This is a genomic window from Nostoc sp., assembly GCF_036916575.1.
In the GTDB taxonomy this organism is placed as follows: domain Bacteria; phylum Cyanobacteriota; class Cyanobacteriia; order Cyanobacteriales; family Nostocaceae; genus Nostoc.
Window position 1 is genome coordinate 1 of the sequence record NZ_JBALGC010000108.1, and the last position, 20,642, is coordinate 20,642.

The window sequence follows — 20,642 nt, forward strand, 5'->3', positions numbered from 1 at the left end:
TCTAGTTCTCCTTCTCCCAAGTTGGGAGAAGGGGTTAGGGGATGAGGGCAAAACGTCCTCTCAAAGCAGATTTTTTCTTAAGTTGACACCAATGTTTGGCGGCTCGTCCCTTGCGCGTCTCACGCCACTTGCTACAACGGGAGGAAAATACGCAACGCAGTGGCTCCCCTTCTCCCATTCGTGAGAGGCTAGCGCCTGCCGTAGGATGCCCGTTCGCGGAGCGTCTCGTAGAGAAGGGCTGTAGGGAGAAGCAAGTGGCGTCATGGAGCAGAGGATGAATCACTAATGACTAATTTATCAAAAATTTAAAAATGGGAAAAATTGAAGTAACGTTTTACGTAAGCGAAGCAAGAAAATCTGTTCCCGAATTTTGGGGTCTAGTTTTGGGAGCGGGGCTTCTTGCAGCTGCGCTTGCAATTGGGCGTATTCGGCAGCTGTTAGGAATTTTCCATCAATAGGCGATCGCGCTTCTATGATAATCTTTGTGCGTAATATTTCTTCTGGTGTATCCTCTGGTGGCGGTAATGCTATCACTACTGATCCCCAATAGCTACTTAAGGCAACCAAGGTTGTACTAATCACAATTAAGCCTATTAATTGTATTGCCTTTCTCGCTTTAACTCTCCCCATCTCTGGAACTGCGTTCACAACGCAGGATGAAAATCTGTTTTTCCCATGCCCAATGCCTAATGCCCAATTACCAAAGTTACAAATTTTCCCAATAAAAATCTGGCAATATCAAGGAACATCACCAGGTCTCTCCTGATACAGGATAGACACAGGGAATGCTCAAGAGCAATTGCCAGCGATCGCGATGAATTGTTTTCTTCTCTCAAAACTCAGGAGTCTAAGCCATTTCAAACACCAAACGAGGGAAGTACCTTACCCATAAGATGACTTAGATTTACACAACTCAACTCCTTTAGACTTGGAACAAGGTTCGGTCAGGCGAGAATTCCAGGCGGACACTTGGTTGAGGACATAACCCTCATCACCAGTGTCCTCTACTTACTGCCCTACTTAGCTGATATTTGAGTAAACTCTAGGCTCTGATACACCAACAGAAAGATACAGATTTTTACGTAAACCTAATTAATTCAAACTATCTGGTGACCAGCGTTGTTACTAAGCTGTTTTGGGCATGATTTAAACTAAAGCTTAGAATGCCTTATTTAGGAGTAGTAGTGGGAGTGGGAGTAGCTGCGGGAGTAGCTGCGGAAGTAGGTGGTGTAGTAGCAGCAGGGCTAGACCCAGTAGCAGGTGCATCAGTTGGTTCACCTGTTGCAGCAGGAGTAGTAGTCGTACTACCACCACCACCACCTTCACAGGCTCCGAGAATTGCAGCCAGACTTAACATTAGAGCAAAACCAAAGATTTTTGTTTTCATAACTCCTCTTTCACCAATTGTGGCTAGAACAATTTTTCACCTGTTGAATACGATACCGTATTTATTGCTTTTTTTTAAATGCTGCAAGATTACAAACTCAAAAAAAACAATCCTTTGGGGTATTCTTTTTGGGATTACGTATCATACAGCTATTTGATTAGTTTCTCTTAACTCAGTACCAAAACTGAAATTATCAAATTTTCCAGCAAACCGAAGTATCATAGCAAAAAATTTTATTTTTTTCACGGAGTATTGCATCTTGCTGCCCCGTGTTGCCATACTTTAGATGCGATACCTAAAGGGTAAGCTATCCAGTTGCTAATCGCTGATTGCAAACATTGCAATATCTAGAGGATGCAAACATTGGTACAGCTACCTATTAGAACTGTTAAAAGGGTGTAGTCTGTTATGTGTGCTTGTTGCACAGAAGGCGATTTTAACCTAAGCAAAAACAGACAATCAAGACAATCAATCTAAAGTACAGTATTTTCCATCTAAAAAAAATTATGGTAGTTGCTCGTAAATCTGCTGTTTCTACAAGGGGTAATTGGTTCCGGCGAGATTCTATCCTTTCTTTAGGGAAGCGACGCTCTGCGCGTATGGAGTCAGCAACACGGAGCGCTTCTACACCAGCTACCCAAGCCGCACCAGTATCCTCTCAAAGACAACAGCGTTCCTCGAAAAATTTAGCGGTTTCTCCTCCAAATCAGGCAGTTATAGCGAAATCGGTGAAAGAGTTGAGTAGACAACAACTGCCAAATCTTAATCAGCAGTCGAGTGCGAACCAGAAGACTCCGGAGGTAGATTTTCTTCGCCTTCCCATAATGCCTAATTCTGGAGCGGCACCTTTGTGGTTGCTGCGCTTGTATACCTTTCATCGTTATTCGACAGTTTTGGCGTTTTTGTTAGTAGCATCGACACTTGCTGTGTATGGTTGGACAGTATATTCCCAAGAGCTTTGGAGTCAGTCATATCGCAGACTGCAAAACCTCCAACGTCATGAGCGACTGCTAACAACAACCAACGCGACGTTGACAAATAAAATGGCTGAGGAAGCAGAACAACCAACAGCAGGGCTGGTATCGCCGACTCCTCAAGGGATGATTTTCTTGCCTCCAGTATCTGATAGTCCTAAGCTAGCATCATCTAACACAACGCCAAATTCTGAAACGCAACAGCAAACACTCTCGCCACTGGGATACTAATCTTTAAAAGTCATTAGTCATTTGTCATTAGTCATTAGGACTCAGACTTGTGGCAAATGACAAAAGATAAATGACAAAGGACGAACCCAATGCAGAAGTCACCAAGCACAACAAAATTCAGAAAGTTTCGGAATGCAGCATTCACAAGGCGACAAAAGGGTTATAAACGAGGGCTTTTGGGAAAATTAGCCTCTAATATCCAAGACCAAACATCCAATACTAAGTCCCGACTGTTTATAGTATGGGGCGTGTTAATGGCATCAGGGTTGGGGTTGGGTGTCAACTTGTATAATCTACAAATTGTCAAGGGGACAAAGTTAACAGAGCAGGCGCGAAACCAGCAAATGGTGAATTTGCGACCTTTTATGCCCCGTCGCCCGGTGGTAGATCGCAATAGTAATCTCTTGGCGATTGACCGTCCTGTATATACTTTATACGCTCATCCCAAGCTGTTTGATAAGTCTAATGAAGATATGGCAGAGCGACTTGCCCCAATATTGGCAAAAGATCCTGCTGAATTGGTAAAAACTTTTCAAAGCAAAAGAAGCGGAATTATACTTGCCCCAGCCCTACCGGAAGAAATGATTGATCGCATCATCTCTTTGCGCTTAAATGGCTTGGAGTGGATTCAAAAATACTCCCGATATTACCCGCCAGATGATTTGGTTGCGGATGTGGTGGGCTATGTGAATGTTGACCGTCGTGGTCAAGCAGGTGTGGAATACTCTCAAGAGAAGTTGCTAGAACGTCCTGTGCAAACGGTGCGGCTCAGTCGGTCGGGTAATGGGGCCCTGATGCCTGATCATGCGCCTGAAGGTTTTCTGCATTTTGATGATTTGCGACTGCAACTCACTATCGATAGCCGTCTGCAACGAATTGCTCGCGTTGCACTCAAACAACAAATGGAAAAGTTTGACGCCAAACGTGGGGCAGTAATTGTCATGGATGCGTTGGATGGTTCCTTACTCGCCCTCGTTTCTCAACCTACTTATGACCCTAATGAATACGCTAAAGCTAATATCTCGCTATTTAAAAACTGGACAGTGGCGGATCTTTATGAACCGGGATCGACTTTTAAGCCTTTGAATGTGGCGATCGCTCTAGAAAATGGTGTCATCAAACCAGATGATATGTTTAATGACTCCGGTTCTATTCGAGTAGCTAATTACACCATCAAAAATGCCATGAATAATGCTAATGGGCGAATCAGCATCGCTCAGATTTTGCAATATTCCAGCAACATTGGCATGGTGCAAATTATCCAACGCTTAAAGCCTTCAATTTACTACAACTGGTTGGAACGCTTGGGGCTAGGACAAAAAGTTGATACAGATTTACCTTTTGAAGTTGGCGGTCAACTCAAAAGTCAAGAAGAATTTATGGCTTCGCCAATTGAACCAGCTACTACTTCCTTTGGGCAAGGCTTTTCCATGACACCGTTACAGCTAGTGCAAATGCACGGTGCTTTAGCCAATGGCGGTAAGTTGATCACACCCCATGTAGTTCGGGGGCTGATTGATAGCAAAGGGCAGATGCATGATTCACCCACTCGCACCATCCCACGCCAAATTTTCTCAGCCGCAACAGCCCAAAAGGTTGTAGAAATGATGGAAACTGTTGTTACTGAAGGCAGTGGGAAGGCGGCACAAATTCCGGGATATCGTATTGCTGGTAAAACTGGTACAGCCCAAAAAGCTAGTCCTAATGGTGGCTACATCAAGGGTGCTAGAATGACTAGCTTCGTGGCTATTTTGCCAGTAGAATCACCTCGCTATGTAGTGTTCGCACTGGTGGATGAGCCAAAAGGAGAAAGTGCCTATGGTTCTACTGTCGCCGCGCCAATTGTGAAGTCGGTGATTGAAGCACTGATTCCTCTTGAAGAGATTCCGCCAAGTAAAACCATCGAGCAACAGCCAAAAGCGCCGTAGAGAGTGGGAAGCACGGGGAGCAGGGGGCAGAGCAGTGGAGTTTAAAGACTCATTCACGAGTATCAAAGACTCGTCGGCGAGTATCAAAGACTAAACTTGTTTCATACTTACTGCCCCAATTACTGTTACCTTCGCTCCCCGTAACAGGCTTTAAAACCATACACCCTATTTCCCTGAGCACTTCGGGCATGGTTTCTTGTTAAACCCAATAAAACACCCATTTCATCAATGAAAACTAAGTTTTCTGGGTCTATTTGTTGAACTTTTTGCTAATACTCAGTTCTCAAATTTTGGACTCTTTCTGTTTTACCTTGGCTGCTGCGTAACGTCTTTTTTTTACTGTTAGTTTTTGTTTTTGCAATGCACGACACATCGTACTTTTACTTAGCCAATTATTGTGAGTTGTAGCCCAATACTCACAGTATTCTAATAATGTTGCATCTGGGTATTGTTCAACCATTGCAGCTAGTTGAGCTGAATATCCATGCAACTCACCCTTGATTGCTCCACCTTGTTGTCTCGGTTCTACATGACCTTGAGTCTTTTTCATGGAGAGTAGTTTTTGTACAAAGCTTTTGGCTACACCAAATCTCTGGGCTACTTTTCTGATTGAGGTATCACCTTGAGAGTAAGCCCTTACTATTTTTTCTCGCAAATCGATTGAGTAAGCTTTCATTTTAAGAGTTGATGCACTGAGATTAGTGTACCTCATTTACTTGCAATTTGCTGTATTTTCGGGCGGGCAAGATGCCCACCCAACAAGAATCATCCCTTGATTCAGCAACGCCTATATTCTTAACTAATCATTTTATTTACCTGAAATTATTGGATTAACTTCTTTGTTGTATGGCTGCACTGCTAGAGTCAAGTTTGCGCTTGAGTGCTGCAAATAAAATTACAACAGCACCGAACGACAAAATAGGAACGCCTGAAGTTGGTTCCGCTACAGAGACAGATGAAATTGGCGTCAAGAGGAAGGCGTGTAATTCACCATTAACTGCACCACGACCGACAATTTGTCCATTAATATTAATGGCAGATGCTGCTGTCAAGGTAAAGCCAGCGTCTGAACCAGGAGCAATCAGGTCATTTAAGTCGTACAGAGTGTTATCACTATAAAGAAAAGCCCGCAAACCATTGGCATCTCCTGTAAAAGTGTTACTGTTAGAGCCAGAATACCCGACTACTTGACCCAAATTATTGATCCCTAAAGCAGCACTGAACAAATCTGTAGGATGTAACCTACCGAGGTTTTGGAGTCCGGTGCTGGAACTGTAAAGAAAAGCACGAGTATCATCTACTCCAGTGAGTCCCGAACTACCAACTACTTGTCCTAAGTCATTAATGTCCTGTGCTGAACTGTAGTTGTCATTAGGAGGAAGGATGCCGAGATTAGTGATTATGCCGTTGTTATATAAAAAGGCTCGGCTAGCGGTAGGACCGAAAATGCCAGCTACCTGACTTAGATTATTTATGCTATAGGCAACATAATTTTCTTGTAAATCATTGTTGTTTATGATAGTCGTCTTACCATTACTGTATTTGAAAGCGGCCCCATAGGGAAAGGCAAGTTTTGGGAATATGCCGCCACCAGTCGTACCGCCAACCACCTCACCTGAGTCATTGATAGCATATGGAATGCCTTTAACACCGATACTTTGGGTTTTTCCATCACTGTAAATAAAAGCGTTATTATCACTGTCGGTGTTACCGATTGAATTACCAACTACTTGCCCCAAGTTATTGATACCAGTCACTCCAAGTTGATTATCGCCAGGTAACGGATTAATTTTTTTGAGCGAACCATTGCTGTAAAAAAAAGAACCCTTCAAAGTATTAATCGCTACCTCACCTGAGTTATTGATGTCTGTAGCGTAACTGTAGGGTTCTCCCGTAAGACTGCCTAAGTCAGTAACTGAGTATAGAGATACCGCCAATGCCGACTTGGATGCAGTAAGACTGATTGCGGTTAAGGTTATTGCTGTTATACAGGATTTCCACTTAAGTAAAACCATGTTACTTTTCCGTAATTTTCTATTACCCTACCAAATTACCACTCAACGGTAGAGTGGTAACCTGCCGTATCTGGGTAGTCGCTAAATATGCCATCAACACCTAAGCTGAAAAATAGTTCATATTCCCCTTGGGGATTTCCTTGAAAGTCTAGTGGCAAAAAGCAGTCTTCATTGCGGAAAGTCCAGACATGAACCAGCAAACCAGCCGCATGAGCATCTGTAACTAAAGATGTGGGCGATATCTGGCGACAAGCCGCTCCGCGTCTACGCAATTTACCATTGCTGTCTCTAGGAACCAATAAATTTTTATGAACGCCAACCGCCTGTGCATATTTAGCAATCTCCCTTAAACCTGATGCAGTAGCTAAATCTGCATAGGTGCGTTCATTGCGACTCACTATAAAATCATCAGGTTTCCCTGTATTATTGAGTAATTGCACCAGAGGCAAATCAGTCTTTGTAGACAAGTCTTGTAAATTACTTACTTCAAAAGACTGAATAAAAACAGGTGCATTAGCTCCCTGATAACCGTTGGCTGTCAAAGTTGCAAGTAGGGGTGCTTCTAAGGCTAACCCAATAGATTTAAAATAAGTTGGGTGCTTAGTTTCTGGGTAAATGCCGATCGCCCGATTAATTTCGGCACTTTTACCCTTGGCTAAATCGATGATTTCTTGCAGCGTGGGAATTTCTAAGAGTCCATCATAGGCGGTATTTTGCGATCGCAGTTGGGGAATTCGCTCTTTAGCTCGTAGTGTTTTCAGTTCTGCCAGGGTAAAATCTTCAGTAAACCAGCCAGTTTTTGATTCGCCATTAATTATTTTGGTGGTTTGACGGTGAGCAAATTCTGCATGGCTAGCAACGTCGGTGGTTTTAGAAATCTCATTTTCATGACGAGCAATTAAAATACCGTCTTTGCTGGAAACTAAATCAGGTTCAATATAATCAGCGCCCAGTGCGATCGCTAATTCATAGGCAGCTAAAGTATGTTCTGGACGGTAGCCGCTAGCGCCTCGGTGTGCAATGATAATTGGAGATGCATCTTGCAAAATTCTAGTCATTATTTTCCCCGCCTTAAAAAACTGGCATAAAAGAGAAAGATATTAGCACATAACGGCAAATATAAAGCTACCATCTTAAATAGGCAAAAAGCTTACTGCATAGATGTTTTTTATTTTGACTTGTTGTACTAAGCTGCCTTTGCTTTAATTTACACAACTAGGGCGGGCTTTTCGGCCACCTTACAAGAGATTTATTTTTTGGAGGATGCAAATTAAAAGATTTTAGCTTAGTAGCCACTGACATCAACTAATCGATATCCTTGACCAACCAGTTGGCTATTTTAGATTTGCTTTGGCCAGCACTTGAGTTTAGTCAGAAGCACCTAAAAATTCACTTATGACTTGGAAAAATATCAAATTTTAAGAAATGGATGCCATATATTTTTCTGGAAATAGAATCAAACTTGTAAAGAGTCCACTTAGAAACTTTAAGCTGTAATTTTTGCAGGCAAGGAAAAACAGCTAATCCTATGGATACGGGTCTATATTTTAGAGATGGGATAAATCAAGATCACTTCACTAGTAATGAAAGCTGCTGAAAGATATACTGTACTTCCTTGCCCTTGTTGTGGCGATCGCCTACCAAGACATCCAATTTGGGTAGAATATAATAAGAAAGATTAATTCATGAAAGCCTTGATTTCAGGGGTTAGTCGTGGCTATCCAAACAACAGGCTTGATTATCTTTAAATTGTATTCGGTAGATATTTTGTAATCATCTAATGACACAGATTAAGCCTGAAGTAAAGCGTACAGAAGAATTGCGCCAGTTATTGCAACAAGCAAGCTTAGCTTATTACGTCCTAGATACTCCAATCATGGAGGATGCAGTCTATGACCAGCTATATCGAGAATTGCAACAACTGGAAATTCAATATCCAGAATTGACGACACCTGATAGTCCGACTCAGCGCGTGGGTGAGAGGCCAGCAACGCAATTTACCTCGGTGCGGCATAATATCCCCTTGTACAGTCTGGAGAATGCATTCAATATCGATGAGTTGAAAGGGTGGGATCAGCGCTGGCAGCGACAAGTACCGAAAATAAATTCAGTAGAATATGTCACTGAACTCAAAATTGATGGTTCTGCTTTAGCTCTTACCTACCAGAATGGCATTCTAGTTAGGGGTGCAACTAGGGGTGATGGGGTGACGGGTGAAGATATCACTCAAAATGTGCGGACAATTCGCTCAATTCCCTTGCGTTTGAATTTTGAAGGCTTAGAAATTCTGGAAAGAGTGGAAGTGCGAGGCGAGGCGTTTTTGCCTTTGGAAGTATTTAAACAAATCAATGAAGAAAGGCAAAAAGCAGGCGAGCAATTATTTGCCAATCCCCGTAATGCCGCAGCAGGTACACTCAGGCAACTAGACTCCCGCATTGTCGCTAAACGGCGGTTAGATTTCTTTGGCTACACCTTGCACATTCCTGGTAGAGATGACACCAGTATTGGCAATACCCAATGGGAAGCGTTGGAGTTGTTAGAAAAGATGGGTTTTCGAGTCAACCCCAACCACAAACTGTGTGCTTCGATCGCAGAAGTGGCAAAATATTATGAATACTGGGATACGGAACGGCTGAATTTACCCTACATGACTGATGGGGTAGTAGTGAAGCTGAATTCTTTTAAACTTCAAGAAAAGCTAGGGTTTACGCAGAAATTCCCCAGGTGGGCGATCGCTTTAAAGTACGCAGCCGAAGAAGCGCCTACCCGTGTGGAAAATATTGCTGTAAATGTGGGACGAACGGGGGCATTAACGCCGTTAGCAGAAATGCGCCCTGTGCAACTGGCGGGGACAACAGTTTCTCGCGCAACTTTACATAACAGCGATCGGATTGTTCAATTAGATATCCGCATTGGCGATACTGTGATTGTCTGCAAAGCTGGGGAAATCATCCCAGAAGTGCTGAGGGTGTTAAAAGAACTCCGTCCCGCTGACACTGAACCCTTTGTTATGCCTACTCATTGCCCAGTCTGCGGTCAATCGGTGGTGCGAGAATTAGGTGAGGCGGTAACTCGGTGCGTCAATGCTTCCTGTGCGGCGATTCTCAAAGGTTCCATTGAACATTGGGTCAGTCGTGATGCCTTGGATATTAAAGGCATGGGGGAAAAGTTGGTGTATCAACTCGTTGATAAAGGTTTGGTGCATTCCGTTGCCGATTTATATGAGTTGACACCAGAGAAATTATCTGCATTAGAAAGGATGGGGAAAAAGTCAGTAGAGAAATTAATAGATGCGATCGCTCAATCAAAAAATCAACCTTGGTCAAGGGTATTGTATGGTTTAGGCATCCGTCACGTTGGCAGTGTGAATGCCCAATTGTTGACTCAGAAGTATTTCACTGTAGACCAGTTAACTACAGCAAAGCAATCAGATATTGAAGGAATTTATGGGATCGGTGCTGAAATTGCCCAATCTGTGTACCAGTGGTTTCGGATTGACGCTAACCAAACGTTGATAGAACGCTTGCAAGCAGAAGGATTGCAATTAACTGCTACAGAGGAAACAAAAACAGTTGGTGATGGGAATCAAAAGTTTGCAGGTAAAACTTTTGTAATTACGGGAACATTGCCAACCTTAAAGCGAGATGATGCAAAGGCTTTGATTCAAAAAGCTGGTGGAAAAGTGACTGATTCAGTGAGTAAAAAAACAGATTATTTATTGGTAGGAGAAGATGCAGGTTCTAAATTAGAAAAAGCGCTCTCTTTGGGAATTACGCAGTTAAGCGAGGCGCAATTTTTGGAGATAGTTGAAGATTAAAAAGAGGTAAAATATAACTTATATAGGAGTTCTATAAGAATCATATTTGATTGTTGAAAAAAACTAATAGATCATCTGGAGATGAATTATAAGTATAATGGAAAACAATGATAAACTAGCATTTACAAGCTGCGATAGAAGGTATCGTAGTAGAACTGCAAGAATTTATTGATTTTCGGCCAGATGCGCGTCAGGTGAGGAAAGCATGGCTACTTGTATGAAGAAATTCAAACAATTTTAGATGTATCATTAGGCTCCATAACAGGCTGTAAACAAAGTTTTACTAAATAAAAGCAATGTCTGAACAAAAGCCCGTAAATCCCTGGAACTACAAACCTTGGTGGTGTCAGCCCTGGTCTATAGTTCTCACAGGTTTAACACTGATTGGTGGTAGCTGGTTACTATTTAAAACTATCTGGCTAACAGTTCTGGTTTCTATCCCTGTAGTGACGTGGATGGGATTTTTTGTGTTGTTTTGGCCACAACTAATTATTGACAGTGGTATTTTGGAGTCGTATAAAGATTAATTTGAGCCGTTCTTACACCGATTGAGATGGATGATCTAGAAGATTTGCTGATTGAATTTGGTATCTTTGAAAACGAAGAAAATGCTGCAAAACTGACTTTTACTGCCATCTGCTGCTAAAGCTTGCTACGTGTAAGGTCTTTGTCAGGAAAAGATGGGTTTTCCAACTTCAGGTTAACGAAGAGAACTGGTGTTGGCGATCGCACATTTTATTTTTGCCCTAAGTTACTAGTTTAGTTTTTTGTTTTCTCCTTTTTTTGTTTGGTTGGTTGTCTATTTATTGATGTTTCTTAACTTGCCGCTACCGTACTTTTAGATCGAAACAAGCTACGCGCAGCCTTTGGTAGAGAACAGAGAGGAAGGAGAAGTTCCGAAGGTTGGAAGCCAGCCCTTAAGACTTATGTGCATTTACATAAATTAGCGGTATCAAAAATGTCAAGTTTTAACGAATAACTCTGACAACTTAATAAGTTTTGATAATTTTTAGTTTATATTGATAGTTTTTGATCTGCCTTTGGGCACAAGACCTTGTAAGCATCTACATACTCAGGGAATTTGCACAGTGAAGGCTAGGGTGACATGAACAACAGAATAAACCAAAGGCATGAAGAACATCATGTAATAAAATATTTCTGTATATTCAACCGAATGTTAATTTTTGTTGCGGAGTTATTTACGTTACGCAGGTTTGATGCTGGAAAGGTAACCCTGCGATTGTTGCAAAATTTCCAGCATACTAGACTTTCCTGGCTAAGGCTCAGACACTCATCTGTGAAAACGCCAGCTGTTCCTCTACCTGAAAATGAAGCACAAAGGCTCAAAGCATTGGCGGACTACAATATTTTGGATACCCTACCTGAACAAGCATTTGATGACCTAACTGCTCTTGCTGCCTACATTTGTAAGACTCCAATTGCTTTAATTAACTTAGTTGATGCCGATCGCCAATGGTTTAAATCTGAGGTTGGACTAAAAGCTAGGGAAACACCGAGAGAGTGGGCTTTTTGCTCCCATGCTATTCTTAAACCAGAGGATATATTAGTGGTTCCAAATGCCATCAAGGACGAGCGCTTTAATAACAATCCCCTAGTCAAAGGTAATCCCAAAATTCGTTTTTATGCTGGCGCCCCACTAGTTACACCTAATGGTTTTCCCATCGGAACATTGTGTGTGATTGATACTATTCCTCGTCGCCTAAGTTACCAGCAGTTGGATGCACTGCGCCGCCTAACTAGACAGGTGATCGCTCAGATGGAACTCATTCAGGAAGTTCGCAACCGCAAACAAGCAGAGATGACCGATGAATTAACAGGTTTGCATAACCGACGTGGCTTCTTCCTGATGGCTGAACAACAGTTAAAAATTGCTCATCGCATGAAAGTTTTGTGCTGGGTGATCTTCATTGATTTAGATGGGCTAAAACAGATTAACGACACCCTTGGTCACGACATGGGAGATGCTTTGATTGTTGATGCTGCTCAATTACTCAAGCAAAGTTTTCCGAACTCGGATATTGTTGCCCGTTTGGGTGGAGATGAGTTCATTGTTTTCATCTCTAGCTACTTTAAAGACGCTGATAGCATCCAAGCGTATCTGCAAGCAAATATCGCCAACTTTAATCAACAGCAAAACCGTAGCTATGAACTTTCGATGAGTATGGGAATAGAGCGTTACTCACCAGAAAGCAATATGTCACTAAAACAACTAATCGCCAGGTCTGACGAATTAATGTACGCTGATAAACGTCTCAAGCGGCAATCTATTGCATAAAGGGGATTAGGGATTAGGTATTTAAGTTACTTTTGAGAAAAAGCTTTAGGGCACGGTGAATATATACTTCCCACGGCTTAGAGGTGGGAATGAATAGTAATTTTAGAGTGAGATAATTTAATTTATTTGTTTGCAAGATATTTGATTTAAATTGCTTATAGTTATAAGCAATTTTTACAGTTATTTATGTAATTTTGAACCCGTCTTTAGTTTTTATTAGTAAATAAGATACGTTTTCCCTGCCTGAACAAAGCCGGGTTCAGTTTTCTTTAGATTCTCTTTACGAATCAGATCTGAGGCTATTAAAATATAAAGAATACATAAATCTTAGTACTTAATCCACGTTGTTCGACAAATAATATGAAGATTATGCAAAGATTTTAATTAAAATATAGACATCTAAGTAAATATCCGATATTTAGTGATTATACGGCTAGTTAGATATTTCCTATTTTGAAGCCAAAGACCCGAAGGTAATCGCCCATAACTAAGGCATAAAGATTCTTTGTTATATCCCTGTCAAGTGTTCCTTATTTTCAAACTAGTACGACTTACGCAAATTATTAAATTTTGGTTTGCGGCATTCCAGGTTGATTTTTCAGTTCTTGTTCAACGATGTCTAGGCTAAATGCTTGCCAATGCTAGTGATGAAGCATGATTGAAATCAGCCTAAAACCAGTTGCTTTTGTGAATCCACATACTTAGAAATTGTACAGTGCTTAAGACGTACATAGCCTCAGATAGTTGAATAAGTAATACTTGCAAGCAAATCAAAAGGAGAATTGTCATCAAAAATTCATAATCTTCAAAGGTGGTATGAACTCTGTCGAGAGCATCAACTTTTGGCGAATTTTTGTGCGCTCTGAAACATTAACGGCAACTTGAGAACTTAAATTACTCTAAAAATCGATTCAGGTAGGAATAAAGTAATGGCAAATATCATTGGAACTCAAGGTAACGATACCCTAGTGGGCACTGATAGCACAGATACAATTAATGGTAAAGCCGGGAACGATACCATTACAACTACTCATGGCAATGACACCCTGACTGGTGGCGGCGGCAACGATATCTTTGTTTACAACTCCGGCGACGGCACTGTTACTATTACTGATTTCGGTGGCGTAGGTAAGGCTATAAACCCAACAGCAGCAGTTATTGCCGAAGTCGATACCATCAAATTCAATGCTAATAACAATGCCGCCTCTGATTTTACTGCCCGAGGTCTGGTGCTGACTCAGAACGGCAGCAATCTAGAAATCACCTTTGGAGTGGTAAATGATACGAAAATTATCCTGCAAAACTTCAAACTAGAAGACTTAAATAACCTGAAAGCTTCTGGTACAAAACCAGCCATTGGTAATATCCTGTTTGATGGAGAAACAAGCATTACCGATAGCTTTAATTTTCTAGATGCCAACTCTACTCAAACGAGCATCGGCATCAAGAATACGGTGACCTTCCTCAACGACCTAGACAATAACATTAAGGGTTTAGACAACTCAGATGATGTCATTAATGGTCAGGGGGGTAATGACAAAATTGATGGCTTAAGTGGCAACGACTTGCTGCGGGGTGGTACGGGCAATGATACTCTCATTGGTGGTGTGGGAGATGACGCGCTGATTGAGCTTACTGGCAATAACTCTCTTGTTGGTGGTATTGGTAACGATGAATTATTTGTTATCTCTTCAACAGGCAATAACACCCTCAATGGTGGTGCTGGTGGCGATGAATTATCGGCCATGGGTTCACAAGGTAATAACTTCCTTTCTGGTGGTGATGGCAACGATCGTCTTGATGCGTCTATTTTTGTGAATTCCGGTAATATTCCATCCTTAGGCAATAACACCCTTAACGGTGGTGCTGGTGATGATTTTTTGAATGGTGGTGCCAAAGGCAATAACTTACTCTCTGGGGACGATGGCAACGATCGCCTCGTTGTCTATGGCTATGATGAAAACACAGCGTTCTATAGTTATAGGTCTTCAGGCAATAACACCCTCAACGGTGGCGCTGGGAATGATACATTGCTCGGTCAATATTCAACAGGCAATAACCTACTCTCTGCTGGCGATGGCAATGATTATCTCTCCCTCTCTGATTATGTTATGTCCGATATTTATGATGCCAGCTCAGGCAATAACACCCTTAATGGTGGCGCTGGTAACGATACATTGCGTGCTGAGTATTCAACAGGTAATAACCTACTCTCTGGCGGCGATGGCAATGATTCTTTGTATTTAAGCCCTTCATCTTCAGATACTGCCCATCCTTATTTAATAACTCAAACAGTAGATGGAGGCAAAGGTGACGATGTATTGTCTCTCGATTACATATATGCTACAGGCGGAATCACTTCGACATTCAATCCTACTACTAACACTGGAGAAATTACAGCGGGCAAGTATCGGGTTAGCTACAAGAATATCGAACAATTAAATACCTCTGGTACAGCCTATGATGACTTGATTGTGGGGAGTAATGGCAACGATACGCTCTCTACATTCAGTGGCAATGACACCATAGATGGGGGTAACGGTGACGATTACTTCTCTGTAACGTTATCTGAAAGCACTAGTGGTCAAGATATGATAGATGGGGGTAACGGTGACGATTATTTATCTCTCTATTTTACGGATACTACCGGAGGAATTACTTCGACTTTCAATGCCACTACTAACATTGGAGCGATTAGAGGGGGCACAAGTAGTCTTAGCTACAAGAATATCGAACGAACGACTTTAAATATCTTAGGTACAGTCAACGATGACTTGATTATAGGGAACAATGGCAACGATATACTTTCCACAGGCAGTGGTGGCAAAGATACGATAGATGGGGGTAAAGGTGACGATATATTGTCCGTCGCTTACATCAATCCGACAAAAGGAATTGTTTCGACTTTCAATGCCACTACTAACACAGGAGAAATTACAGCGGGCACATATCGGGTTAGCTACAAGAATATCGAAAGATTAAATATCTCAGATACAGTCTACGATGACTTGATTATAGGGAACAATGGCAACGATACGCTTTCGAGCTATAGCAGTGGCAATGATACGATTATTGGCGGTGCAGGTAATGATCACTTGAGTGATTATTCAGACGGCAATAAAATCCTTAATGGTGGTTCTGGCAACGATAGCTTGAGTGCCGATGGTTCAACAGGCAATAATACTCTCAACGGTGATGCTGGTGACGATACATTGGGTGCCGATCGTTCAAAAGGCAATAACACTCTCAACGGTGGCGCTGGTGACGATACATTGGGTGTTACCAATAATTCAACAGGTAATAACCTACTCTCTGGTGGTGATGGCAATGATTTGTTGTCTTTAAGCACCTTAAGCATTTTCTCCTTTGTTACAGACCTTTACCTTCCTCTTGTAGGAACTCAAACGATAGATGGGGGCAAGGGCGACGATTTGTTGAGACTTGATTACAGCAATGGTTACTCCAATGGTAAAGGCGGAATCACTTCGACATTCAATGTCACTACTAACAAGGGAGAAATCACACTAGACAATTATCGGGTTAGCTACAAGAATATTGAACGATTGGATATTTCAGGTACATCTTACGATGACTTGATTGTGGGAAGCGATGGCAACGATACGGTCTCCATAAACAGTGGCAATGATACGATAGATGGTGGTCAGGGTAATGATTTGTTGAAAGTTAATTACTTTAGCTCTGGAAGAATTGCTTCGACATTCAATGCCACTACTAACAACGGAGAAATTACGACAGACAAGTATCACGTTAGCTACAAGAATATTGAACGATTGGATATTTTAGGTACAGACTACGATGACTTGATTGTGGGGAGCAATGGCAACGATACACTCAACCCAGGCTATCATGGCAAAGATACGATAGATGGTGGTCAGGGTAATGATTTGTTGAAAGTCAATTACATATATGCCAATGACGTATATCGTAGCGGAGGAATCACTTCGACATTCAATGCCACTACTAACATTGGCTCAATTACGGCAGGTACAGAATCCCTTAGCTACAAGAATATTGAACGATTGGATATCTCAGGTACAAACTACGATGACTTGATTGTGGGGAGCAATGGCAACGATACACTCGACCCAGGCTATGGCAATGATACCCTAACTGGTGGCGCTGGTAATGATAAATTTGTTATTTCCAGCCTCAATAATGCAGGGATTTGTACGATTACCGACTTCAGCATTACAGACGATCTTCTGGTAGTGCCAATGTCCGATATCCTGAATTACACAGGTACAAATCCAATTGCTGACGGTTACATCCGAAGTATACAATCTGGGTCAAGTACTCTGGTTCAAATTGACACTGATGGCGTTGGTAATAGCGCAAGTTTTAGCACTTTTGTCACACTCAATAATTTTAATGCTAGTGACTTCAGCCACAATAACTTGATTTTTTAGTCAAAAAATCTTGCTCAACCACTGGGGTTGTAATGCTACAGCCCCTTTTTATAACCTTGGCACAGAGTTAACAATGATTTCTAAAAAGGGAGCAACGCGATTTTCTGAAGTTGGAGAAAAAACGAGGGACGATGCTCCGCAGGAGGCGATCGCCTAAACCATGCCATTACTGTTAGACTGACATTAAAAGCTGTAATCCTTATCCCGCATTGCTTAGGGCTTTTCTTAGTGCCATTCGTCTTTAGCCATATTCCCTTCGGTGGTAGTATCCGAGAATGTTTAGGCAAAGAGTTTGCCAGACTGGAAATGAAGTTGTTTGCAGTCTTGTTATACCAATTCTGTATGAAGATGCGCTAAACCATATTTAAGTACAAGAAAGAAAAACGAACCGCAAAGGACGCAAAGGACACAAAGAAAGAAAGAAGTTAAAAGGGTTTAGCGCAGCCTCACAAAGAAATGGTATTAATCCGTAAATATGAGTGGGAACTGCTTCCTGGACAAAATCTTGAGAGGGCTTTACTACCGTTCTCTCGTCCTCGTGATGGCTTAAAAGTAAAATTTTGTCGGCGATCACATTAAGTCTGCTCCGAACTTTGGAGGGGGCTTCAGTCGTCGGTTATTTTTGCTAATTTACCACCTGGCTTCCATGACTGCGGGGATCATCTTGATTAGCCGTTGGTGCTACTGGGGCTGAAAATTTGGAAACTTTCCCGCTAGCTTGAGCATAGGGGAGAGAGGAACCAGTAACCAAAGCTTCTAAGTTGCTAGCCATAATCGTGCGGGGTTGATCACCGATCGCTTGGGCTATGGTTTCCCCTTGCTGGCTCAAAAACACAAAATGGGGAATCCCATCCACGCGATATTTCAGCATTTCTGGTAGCCACTTGGTATTATCCACATTCAGCATGACAAAATTCATCTTGTTAGCATACTCTATTTCCAGTTGGGTGATATCTGGTGCCATTTTTTGGCAGACAGTACACCAATCAGCATAAAACTCTACTAGAGATGGTTTGCCGTTGCTGACGGCTACTTCTAACGGTGTGGAGGTATCACTTAATTTGGCTAGGGTTACCGAGGTTGTTTCAGTTCGCAATCCCAAAAAGAGAGCAACACTAAGGGCGATCGCTACCATTACAATCAAGAAGTTTCTCAAACGCTTCCCGAATGTAGATTCAGATTTATCGGGGGAATTAACAGATGAATCAGTACTCATAACAGAATTATAAAAACTTATTAAGCAATTTCTTCTTCAGTTTAGCTGACTCCAAGCGCTCTTTAATACGTAATTTTATCCTCAAAATGGGTATTACAAATAAGTACTTTAGATGATATAGGTTTTAAAAGATGATTTTAAGCTTCAGAAATACCAGTGTTGTGTGTGCCATATTTTTATTAGTCAGCATTAGCAGCTTTCACAAGTTAGCCATAGCTACTATAAACAACCAGTCCCAACTGATAGCACAGCAGAGGAAAATCCAGCCACACCCAGTTTTTAAATCTATTTTGCCCAAATTAAAGCAAAAGACTCAAATTAAGATTTTATTGCCGAAGTTTATTCCTGAGTCGGATGGCGAAAATCCAATTTACGCAATTATAGAAGCTGCTACACAAAACAAGTACGATATTTTACTGGGTTTTAGTCCCGACTGTAATGGTGGAACTGCTTGTCGTTTGGGTGTCCTTTCCGCTGAAGCTGTAACCAGCAAAACACCGCGCCTGACTGGTAAACCTGTATCCCTAGCTAAAGGTATTACTGGCTATTTTGTGGATTTTACTTGTGGTGCTAATTGCTCAGATGCTACCTTGACTTGGCGGCAAAAGGGTGTACAGTATGTTGTTGGGTTGAAAGCAGGCGATCGCACTTCTTTGATAAAAATGGCTAATTCGGCGATTAATCCCTAATTAACCTCAGAGTTTGATTTTACTTAAGAGTGAAACAGCCGTGATGATTGAGAAACATTAATGGCGTAGTTAACAATCCACAGTATCAATTCAAAAACCAATAAATATCGTACCCACTGCAACTCGCTTTTAGAACCCAAAAGGTTTTTATTTCTAAGTCATCAAACTCACGATTAAAGTCAATATTGCCAATCCTCCTAAAATAGCTAAAACTTGAGTAGTTCTATTACTTTTAGCAAGAATTTCTGAGTAAGATAGTTCATGATTCTGAATCAGTAAAATGGAATGAGGATTAAAGAGAAAAGGGAATAAACGATTCAAAAGTAAGCGCCCAAAGAAGTTAATACTCCATAATCGCTTTTGTAAAAGGTCTTGATTATATTGCCAAGGATAACTAATTTGTACTAAACGGATTAAGGCTTTAATATCTGGTTGACGTAAGCTTTCATAGCGAGGAAGTGCTTGAGAAAGATTATCTTGAGTTGCTGCCAAAATTTCATGAATTTCATAGACATCTTCTAAAGCAGAATTAACGCCTTGTCCAATATCAGGAGGAAAACAATGAACTGCATCTCCCAATAAAATTACTGCTGTTCCTTGGTTATCTTCAGGTTTTCCCCAAATTTTATACAACCCTGAACAATATTGAGGAATAGGAAATTTCCCCCCATCACTAGATGTAAATCTAGCTATTTCTTCAGGAAAAATAATCTTTTCTAAGGGAAGCTGAGGAAATGCTTCTTTCAGGAATTGTTGAACTTCTTCTTTGGTTTCTAATTGCCAGATTTGATGATCTGGATAGGTAATAATATTCGCAGTTCTTGGTTGATGAGGATTTTTAAAGGGTAATAACCCCAGAGAAATTGCTTTTTGACGTCCTTTAAAATTAGACCTAATGGCATAAGCCATTGTAGTTTGTGCTAAATCTCCTTCTGACTCTGATAAGGGAAATTGAGGAGGTAAAGTGAGAATTTTGTATTTTAAACCAGAACTAGGAGAAGGAGATTTTTGCATTTCAAAGGAATGTGATTGACCTTCCATTTGATGAAGAGTTTCACGCACAATAGAGTTTAAGCCATCACAACCTACTATCAGAGTAGGAATAAAGCTCAATTTTTCTTGAGATTGAGATTGGGTAATAATTTCTAAATGCTCTACATGTTGTTTAATTTCTACACCTTCAGTATTAAATAAGACCTGAATCGAATCTTGCCAATGTTGATGAATTTCTTGGTAAAGTAACTCCACAAAAGATGCTCTTGGCAGCCAATAGGCAGTCTTGCGTTTAGAATCAGCAATGGGTACTTTCGTTGTTTTACGTGTGCCGTCTTTTTGAATGATAGTCAAATAAAATTCGGTACTAGCGACACTTAAATCAGCTAGTTTGGCAGTTAGTTCTAACAAATCAGTTAATTTTTGCCCTCGACCATCAATTTGATAACTAAAGGATTTATCAGGTTCGTAATAATCTGCTGATGGTCTTTTTTCAATAACTGTAATATCTTTCCAACCTCTTTTCGCTAACATTAAAGCTGTGCCTAATCCCGCCGGGCCTCCTCCCATAATGACAACATTTTTCTTGTAGGAATGATTCATTAGACCTCTTGCAAAAAAGTTTTGTGGTATATTACTAAGCTAAACAATTTTCTAAAATTTAACTAG

The 20,642-nt window shown here is 41.2% G+C and carries 15 protein-coding genes and 2 pseudogenes; 9 read left to right on the forward strand and 8 right to left on the reverse strand.

Annotated elements, in window-relative coordinates; genetic code table 11:
* Positions 1-297 precede the first annotated feature (297 nt).
* The gene (locus V7L29_RS24310; protein WP_334691271.1) at positions 298-630 is read right to left on the reverse strand and encodes a hypothetical protein; all 333 of its coding nucleotides are present in this window, start codon (positions 628-630) and stop codon (positions 298-300) included.
* 538 nt (positions 631-1,168) lie between these two features.
* Positions 1,169-1,387, reverse strand: coding sequence for a hypothetical protein (locus V7L29_RS24315; protein ID WP_334691263.1), 219 nt, complete (start codon positions 1,385-1,387; stop codon positions 1,169-1,171).
* 506 nt (positions 1,388-1,893) lie between these two features.
* Here V7L29_RS24315 and V7L29_RS24320 point away from each other — a divergent pair.
* The gene (locus V7L29_RS24320; RefSeq protein ID WP_334691264.1) at positions 1,894-2,592 is read left to right on the forward strand and encodes a hypothetical protein; all 699 of its coding nucleotides are present in this window, start codon (positions 1,894-1,896) and stop codon (positions 2,590-2,592) included.
* An 89-nt stretch (positions 2,593-2,681) separates the two neighbouring features.
* Entirely contained in the window at positions 2,682-4,520 is a 1,839-nt protein-coding gene (locus tag V7L29_RS24325; protein WP_334691265.1) for a peptidoglycan D,D-transpeptidase FtsI family protein, read from the forward strand.
* Between the two features lie 283 nt (positions 4,521-4,803).
* Here the strand turns inward: V7L29_RS24325 and V7L29_RS24330 are convergent, their stop codons facing one another.
* The 4 genes and pseudogenes from V7L29_RS24330 to V7L29_RS35610 all read right to left on the reverse strand — a co-directional run.
* Positions 4,804-5,196: a helix-turn-helix domain-containing protein gene (locus V7L29_RS24330; RefSeq protein WP_334737058.1), complete on the reverse strand. Its 393-nt coding sequence runs from the start codon at positions 5,194-5,196 to the stop codon at positions 4,804-4,806.
* A 154-nt stretch (positions 5,197-5,350) separates the two neighbouring features.
* Positions 5,351-6,535, reverse strand: coding sequence for a DUF3466 family protein (locus V7L29_RS24335; protein WP_334737059.1), 1,185 nt, complete (start codon positions 6,533-6,535; stop codon positions 5,351-5,353).
* 35 nt (positions 6,536-6,570) lie between these two features.
* A complete protein-coding gene (locus tag V7L29_RS24340) occupies positions 6,571-7,593 on the reverse strand; it encodes a glycerophosphodiester phosphodiesterase (RefSeq protein WP_334737060.1) in 1,023 nt (340 codons plus the stop codon).
* 227 nt (positions 7,594-7,820) lie between these two features.
* Positions 7,821-7,868 (reverse strand): annotated as a pseudogene (locus V7L29_RS35610) (hypothetical protein); the annotation flags it as partial.
* A 447-nt stretch (positions 7,869-8,315) separates the two neighbouring features.
* Between V7L29_RS35610 and ligA the strand changes: the two are divergent.
* The 6 genes and pseudogenes from ligA to V7L29_RS24370 form a co-directional block, all read left to right on the forward strand.
* Complete coding sequence (gene ligA / locus V7L29_RS24345) at positions 8,316-10,352, forward strand: NAD-dependent DNA ligase LigA (RefSeq protein ID WP_334737061.1); 2,037 nt, start codon at positions 8,316-8,318, stop codon at positions 10,350-10,352.
* Between the two features lie 296 nt (positions 10,353-10,648).
* Positions 10,649-10,879, forward strand: a complete 231-nt coding sequence (locus V7L29_RS24350) for a DUF6737 family protein (RefSeq protein ID WP_334691268.1) — start codon at positions 10,649-10,651, stop codon at positions 10,877-10,879.
* A 770-nt stretch (positions 10,880-11,649) separates the two neighbouring features.
* The gene (locus V7L29_RS24355; protein WP_334737062.1) at positions 11,650-12,648 is read left to right on the forward strand and encodes a sensor domain-containing diguanylate cyclase; all 999 of its coding nucleotides are present in this window, start codon (positions 11,650-11,652) and stop codon (positions 12,646-12,648) included.
* 929 nt (positions 12,649-13,577) lie between these two features.
* Positions 13,578-17,075 carry a beta strand repeat-containing protein gene (locus V7L29_RS24360; RefSeq protein ID WP_334737063.1) on the forward strand — a complete coding sequence of 1,166 codons (3,498 nt, stop codon included), beginning with the start codon at positions 13,578-13,580 and terminating at the stop codon, positions 17,073-17,075.
* A gap of 10 nt (positions 17,076-17,085) precedes the next feature.
* Positions 17,086-17,232, forward strand: a complete 147-nt coding sequence (locus V7L29_RS24365; RefSeq protein WP_334693211.1) for a hypothetical protein — start codon at positions 17,086-17,088, stop codon at positions 17,230-17,232.
* Between the two features lie 80 nt (positions 17,233-17,312).
* Positions 17,313-17,402, forward strand: a pseudogene (locus V7L29_RS24370) (cytochrome P450); the annotation flags it as partial.
* Positions 17,403-17,700: 298 nt separating this feature from the next.
* Here the strand turns inward: V7L29_RS24370 and V7L29_RS24375 are convergent.
* Complete coding sequence (locus tag V7L29_RS24375) at positions 17,701-18,291, reverse strand: thioredoxin family protein (RefSeq protein WP_334737064.1); 591 nt, start codon at positions 18,289-18,291, stop codon at positions 17,701-17,703.
* 131 nt (positions 18,292-18,422) lie between these two features.
* Here V7L29_RS24375 and V7L29_RS24380 point away from each other — a divergent pair, with 131 nt between their 5' ends.
* Positions 18,423-18,980, forward strand: a complete 558-nt coding sequence (locus V7L29_RS24380) for a hypothetical protein (protein ID WP_334737065.1) — start codon at positions 18,423-18,425, stop codon at positions 18,978-18,980.
* 153 nt (positions 18,981-19,133) lie between these two features.
* Here V7L29_RS24380 and V7L29_RS24385 read toward each other — a convergent pair whose 3' ends face one another.
* Positions 19,134-20,576, reverse strand: a complete 1,443-nt coding sequence (locus tag V7L29_RS24385; protein ID WP_334737066.1) for an FAD-dependent oxidoreductase — start codon at positions 20,574-20,576, stop codon at positions 19,134-19,136.
* Positions 20,577-20,642: the final 66 nt, after the last annotated feature.

What these genes read in the sequence shown, in the direction of transcription:
- V7L29_RS24310 (WP_334691271.1), bottom strand. Translation starts at nt 630, where the DNA reads ATGGGGAGAGTTAAAGCGAGAAAGGCAATACAATTAATAGGCTTAATT.
- V7L29_RS24315 (WP_334691263.1), bottom strand. Translation starts at nt 1,387, where the DNA reads ATGAAAACAAAAATCTTTGGTTTTGCTCTAATGTTAAGTCTGGCTGCA.
- V7L29_RS24320 (WP_334691264.1), top strand. Translation starts at nt 1,894, where the DNA reads ATGGTAGTTGCTCGTAAATCTGCTGTTTCTACAAGGGGTAATTGGTTC.
- V7L29_RS24325 (WP_334691265.1), top strand. Translation starts at nt 2,682, where the DNA reads ATGCAGAAGTCACCAAGCACAACAAAATTCAGAAAGTTTCGGAATGCA.
- V7L29_RS24330 (WP_334737058.1), bottom strand. Translation starts at nt 5,196, where the DNA reads ATGAAAGCTTACTCAATCGATTTGCGAGAAAAAATAGTAAGGGCTTAC.
- V7L29_RS24335 (WP_334737059.1), bottom strand. Translation starts at nt 6,535, where the DNA reads ATGGTTTTACTTAAGTGGAAATCCTGTATAACAGCAATAACCTTAACC.
- V7L29_RS24340 (WP_334737060.1), bottom strand. Translation starts at nt 7,593, where the DNA reads ATGACTAGAATTTTGCAAGATGCATCTCCAATTATCATTGCACACCGA.
- ligA (WP_334737061.1), top strand. Translation starts at nt 8,316, where the DNA reads ATGACACAGATTAAGCCTGAAGTAAAGCGTACAGAAGAATTGCGCCAG.
- V7L29_RS24350 (WP_334691268.1), top strand. Translation starts at nt 10,649, where the DNA reads ATGTCTGAACAAAAGCCCGTAAATCCCTGGAACTACAAACCTTGGTGG.
- V7L29_RS24360 (WP_334737063.1), top strand. Translation starts at nt 13,578, where the DNA reads ATGGCAAATATCATTGGAACTCAAGGTAACGATACCCTAGTGGGCACT.
- V7L29_RS24375 (WP_334737064.1), bottom strand. Translation starts at nt 18,291, where the DNA reads ATGAGTACTGATTCATCTGTTAATTCCCCCGATAAATCTGAATCTACA.
- V7L29_RS24380 (WP_334737065.1), top strand. Translation starts at nt 18,423, where the DNA reads ATGATTTTAAGCTTCAGAAATACCAGTGTTGTGTGTGCCATATTTTTA.
- V7L29_RS24385 (WP_334737066.1), bottom strand. Translation starts at nt 20,576, where the DNA reads ATGAATCATTCCTACAAGAAAAATGTTGTCATTATGGGAGGAGGCCCG.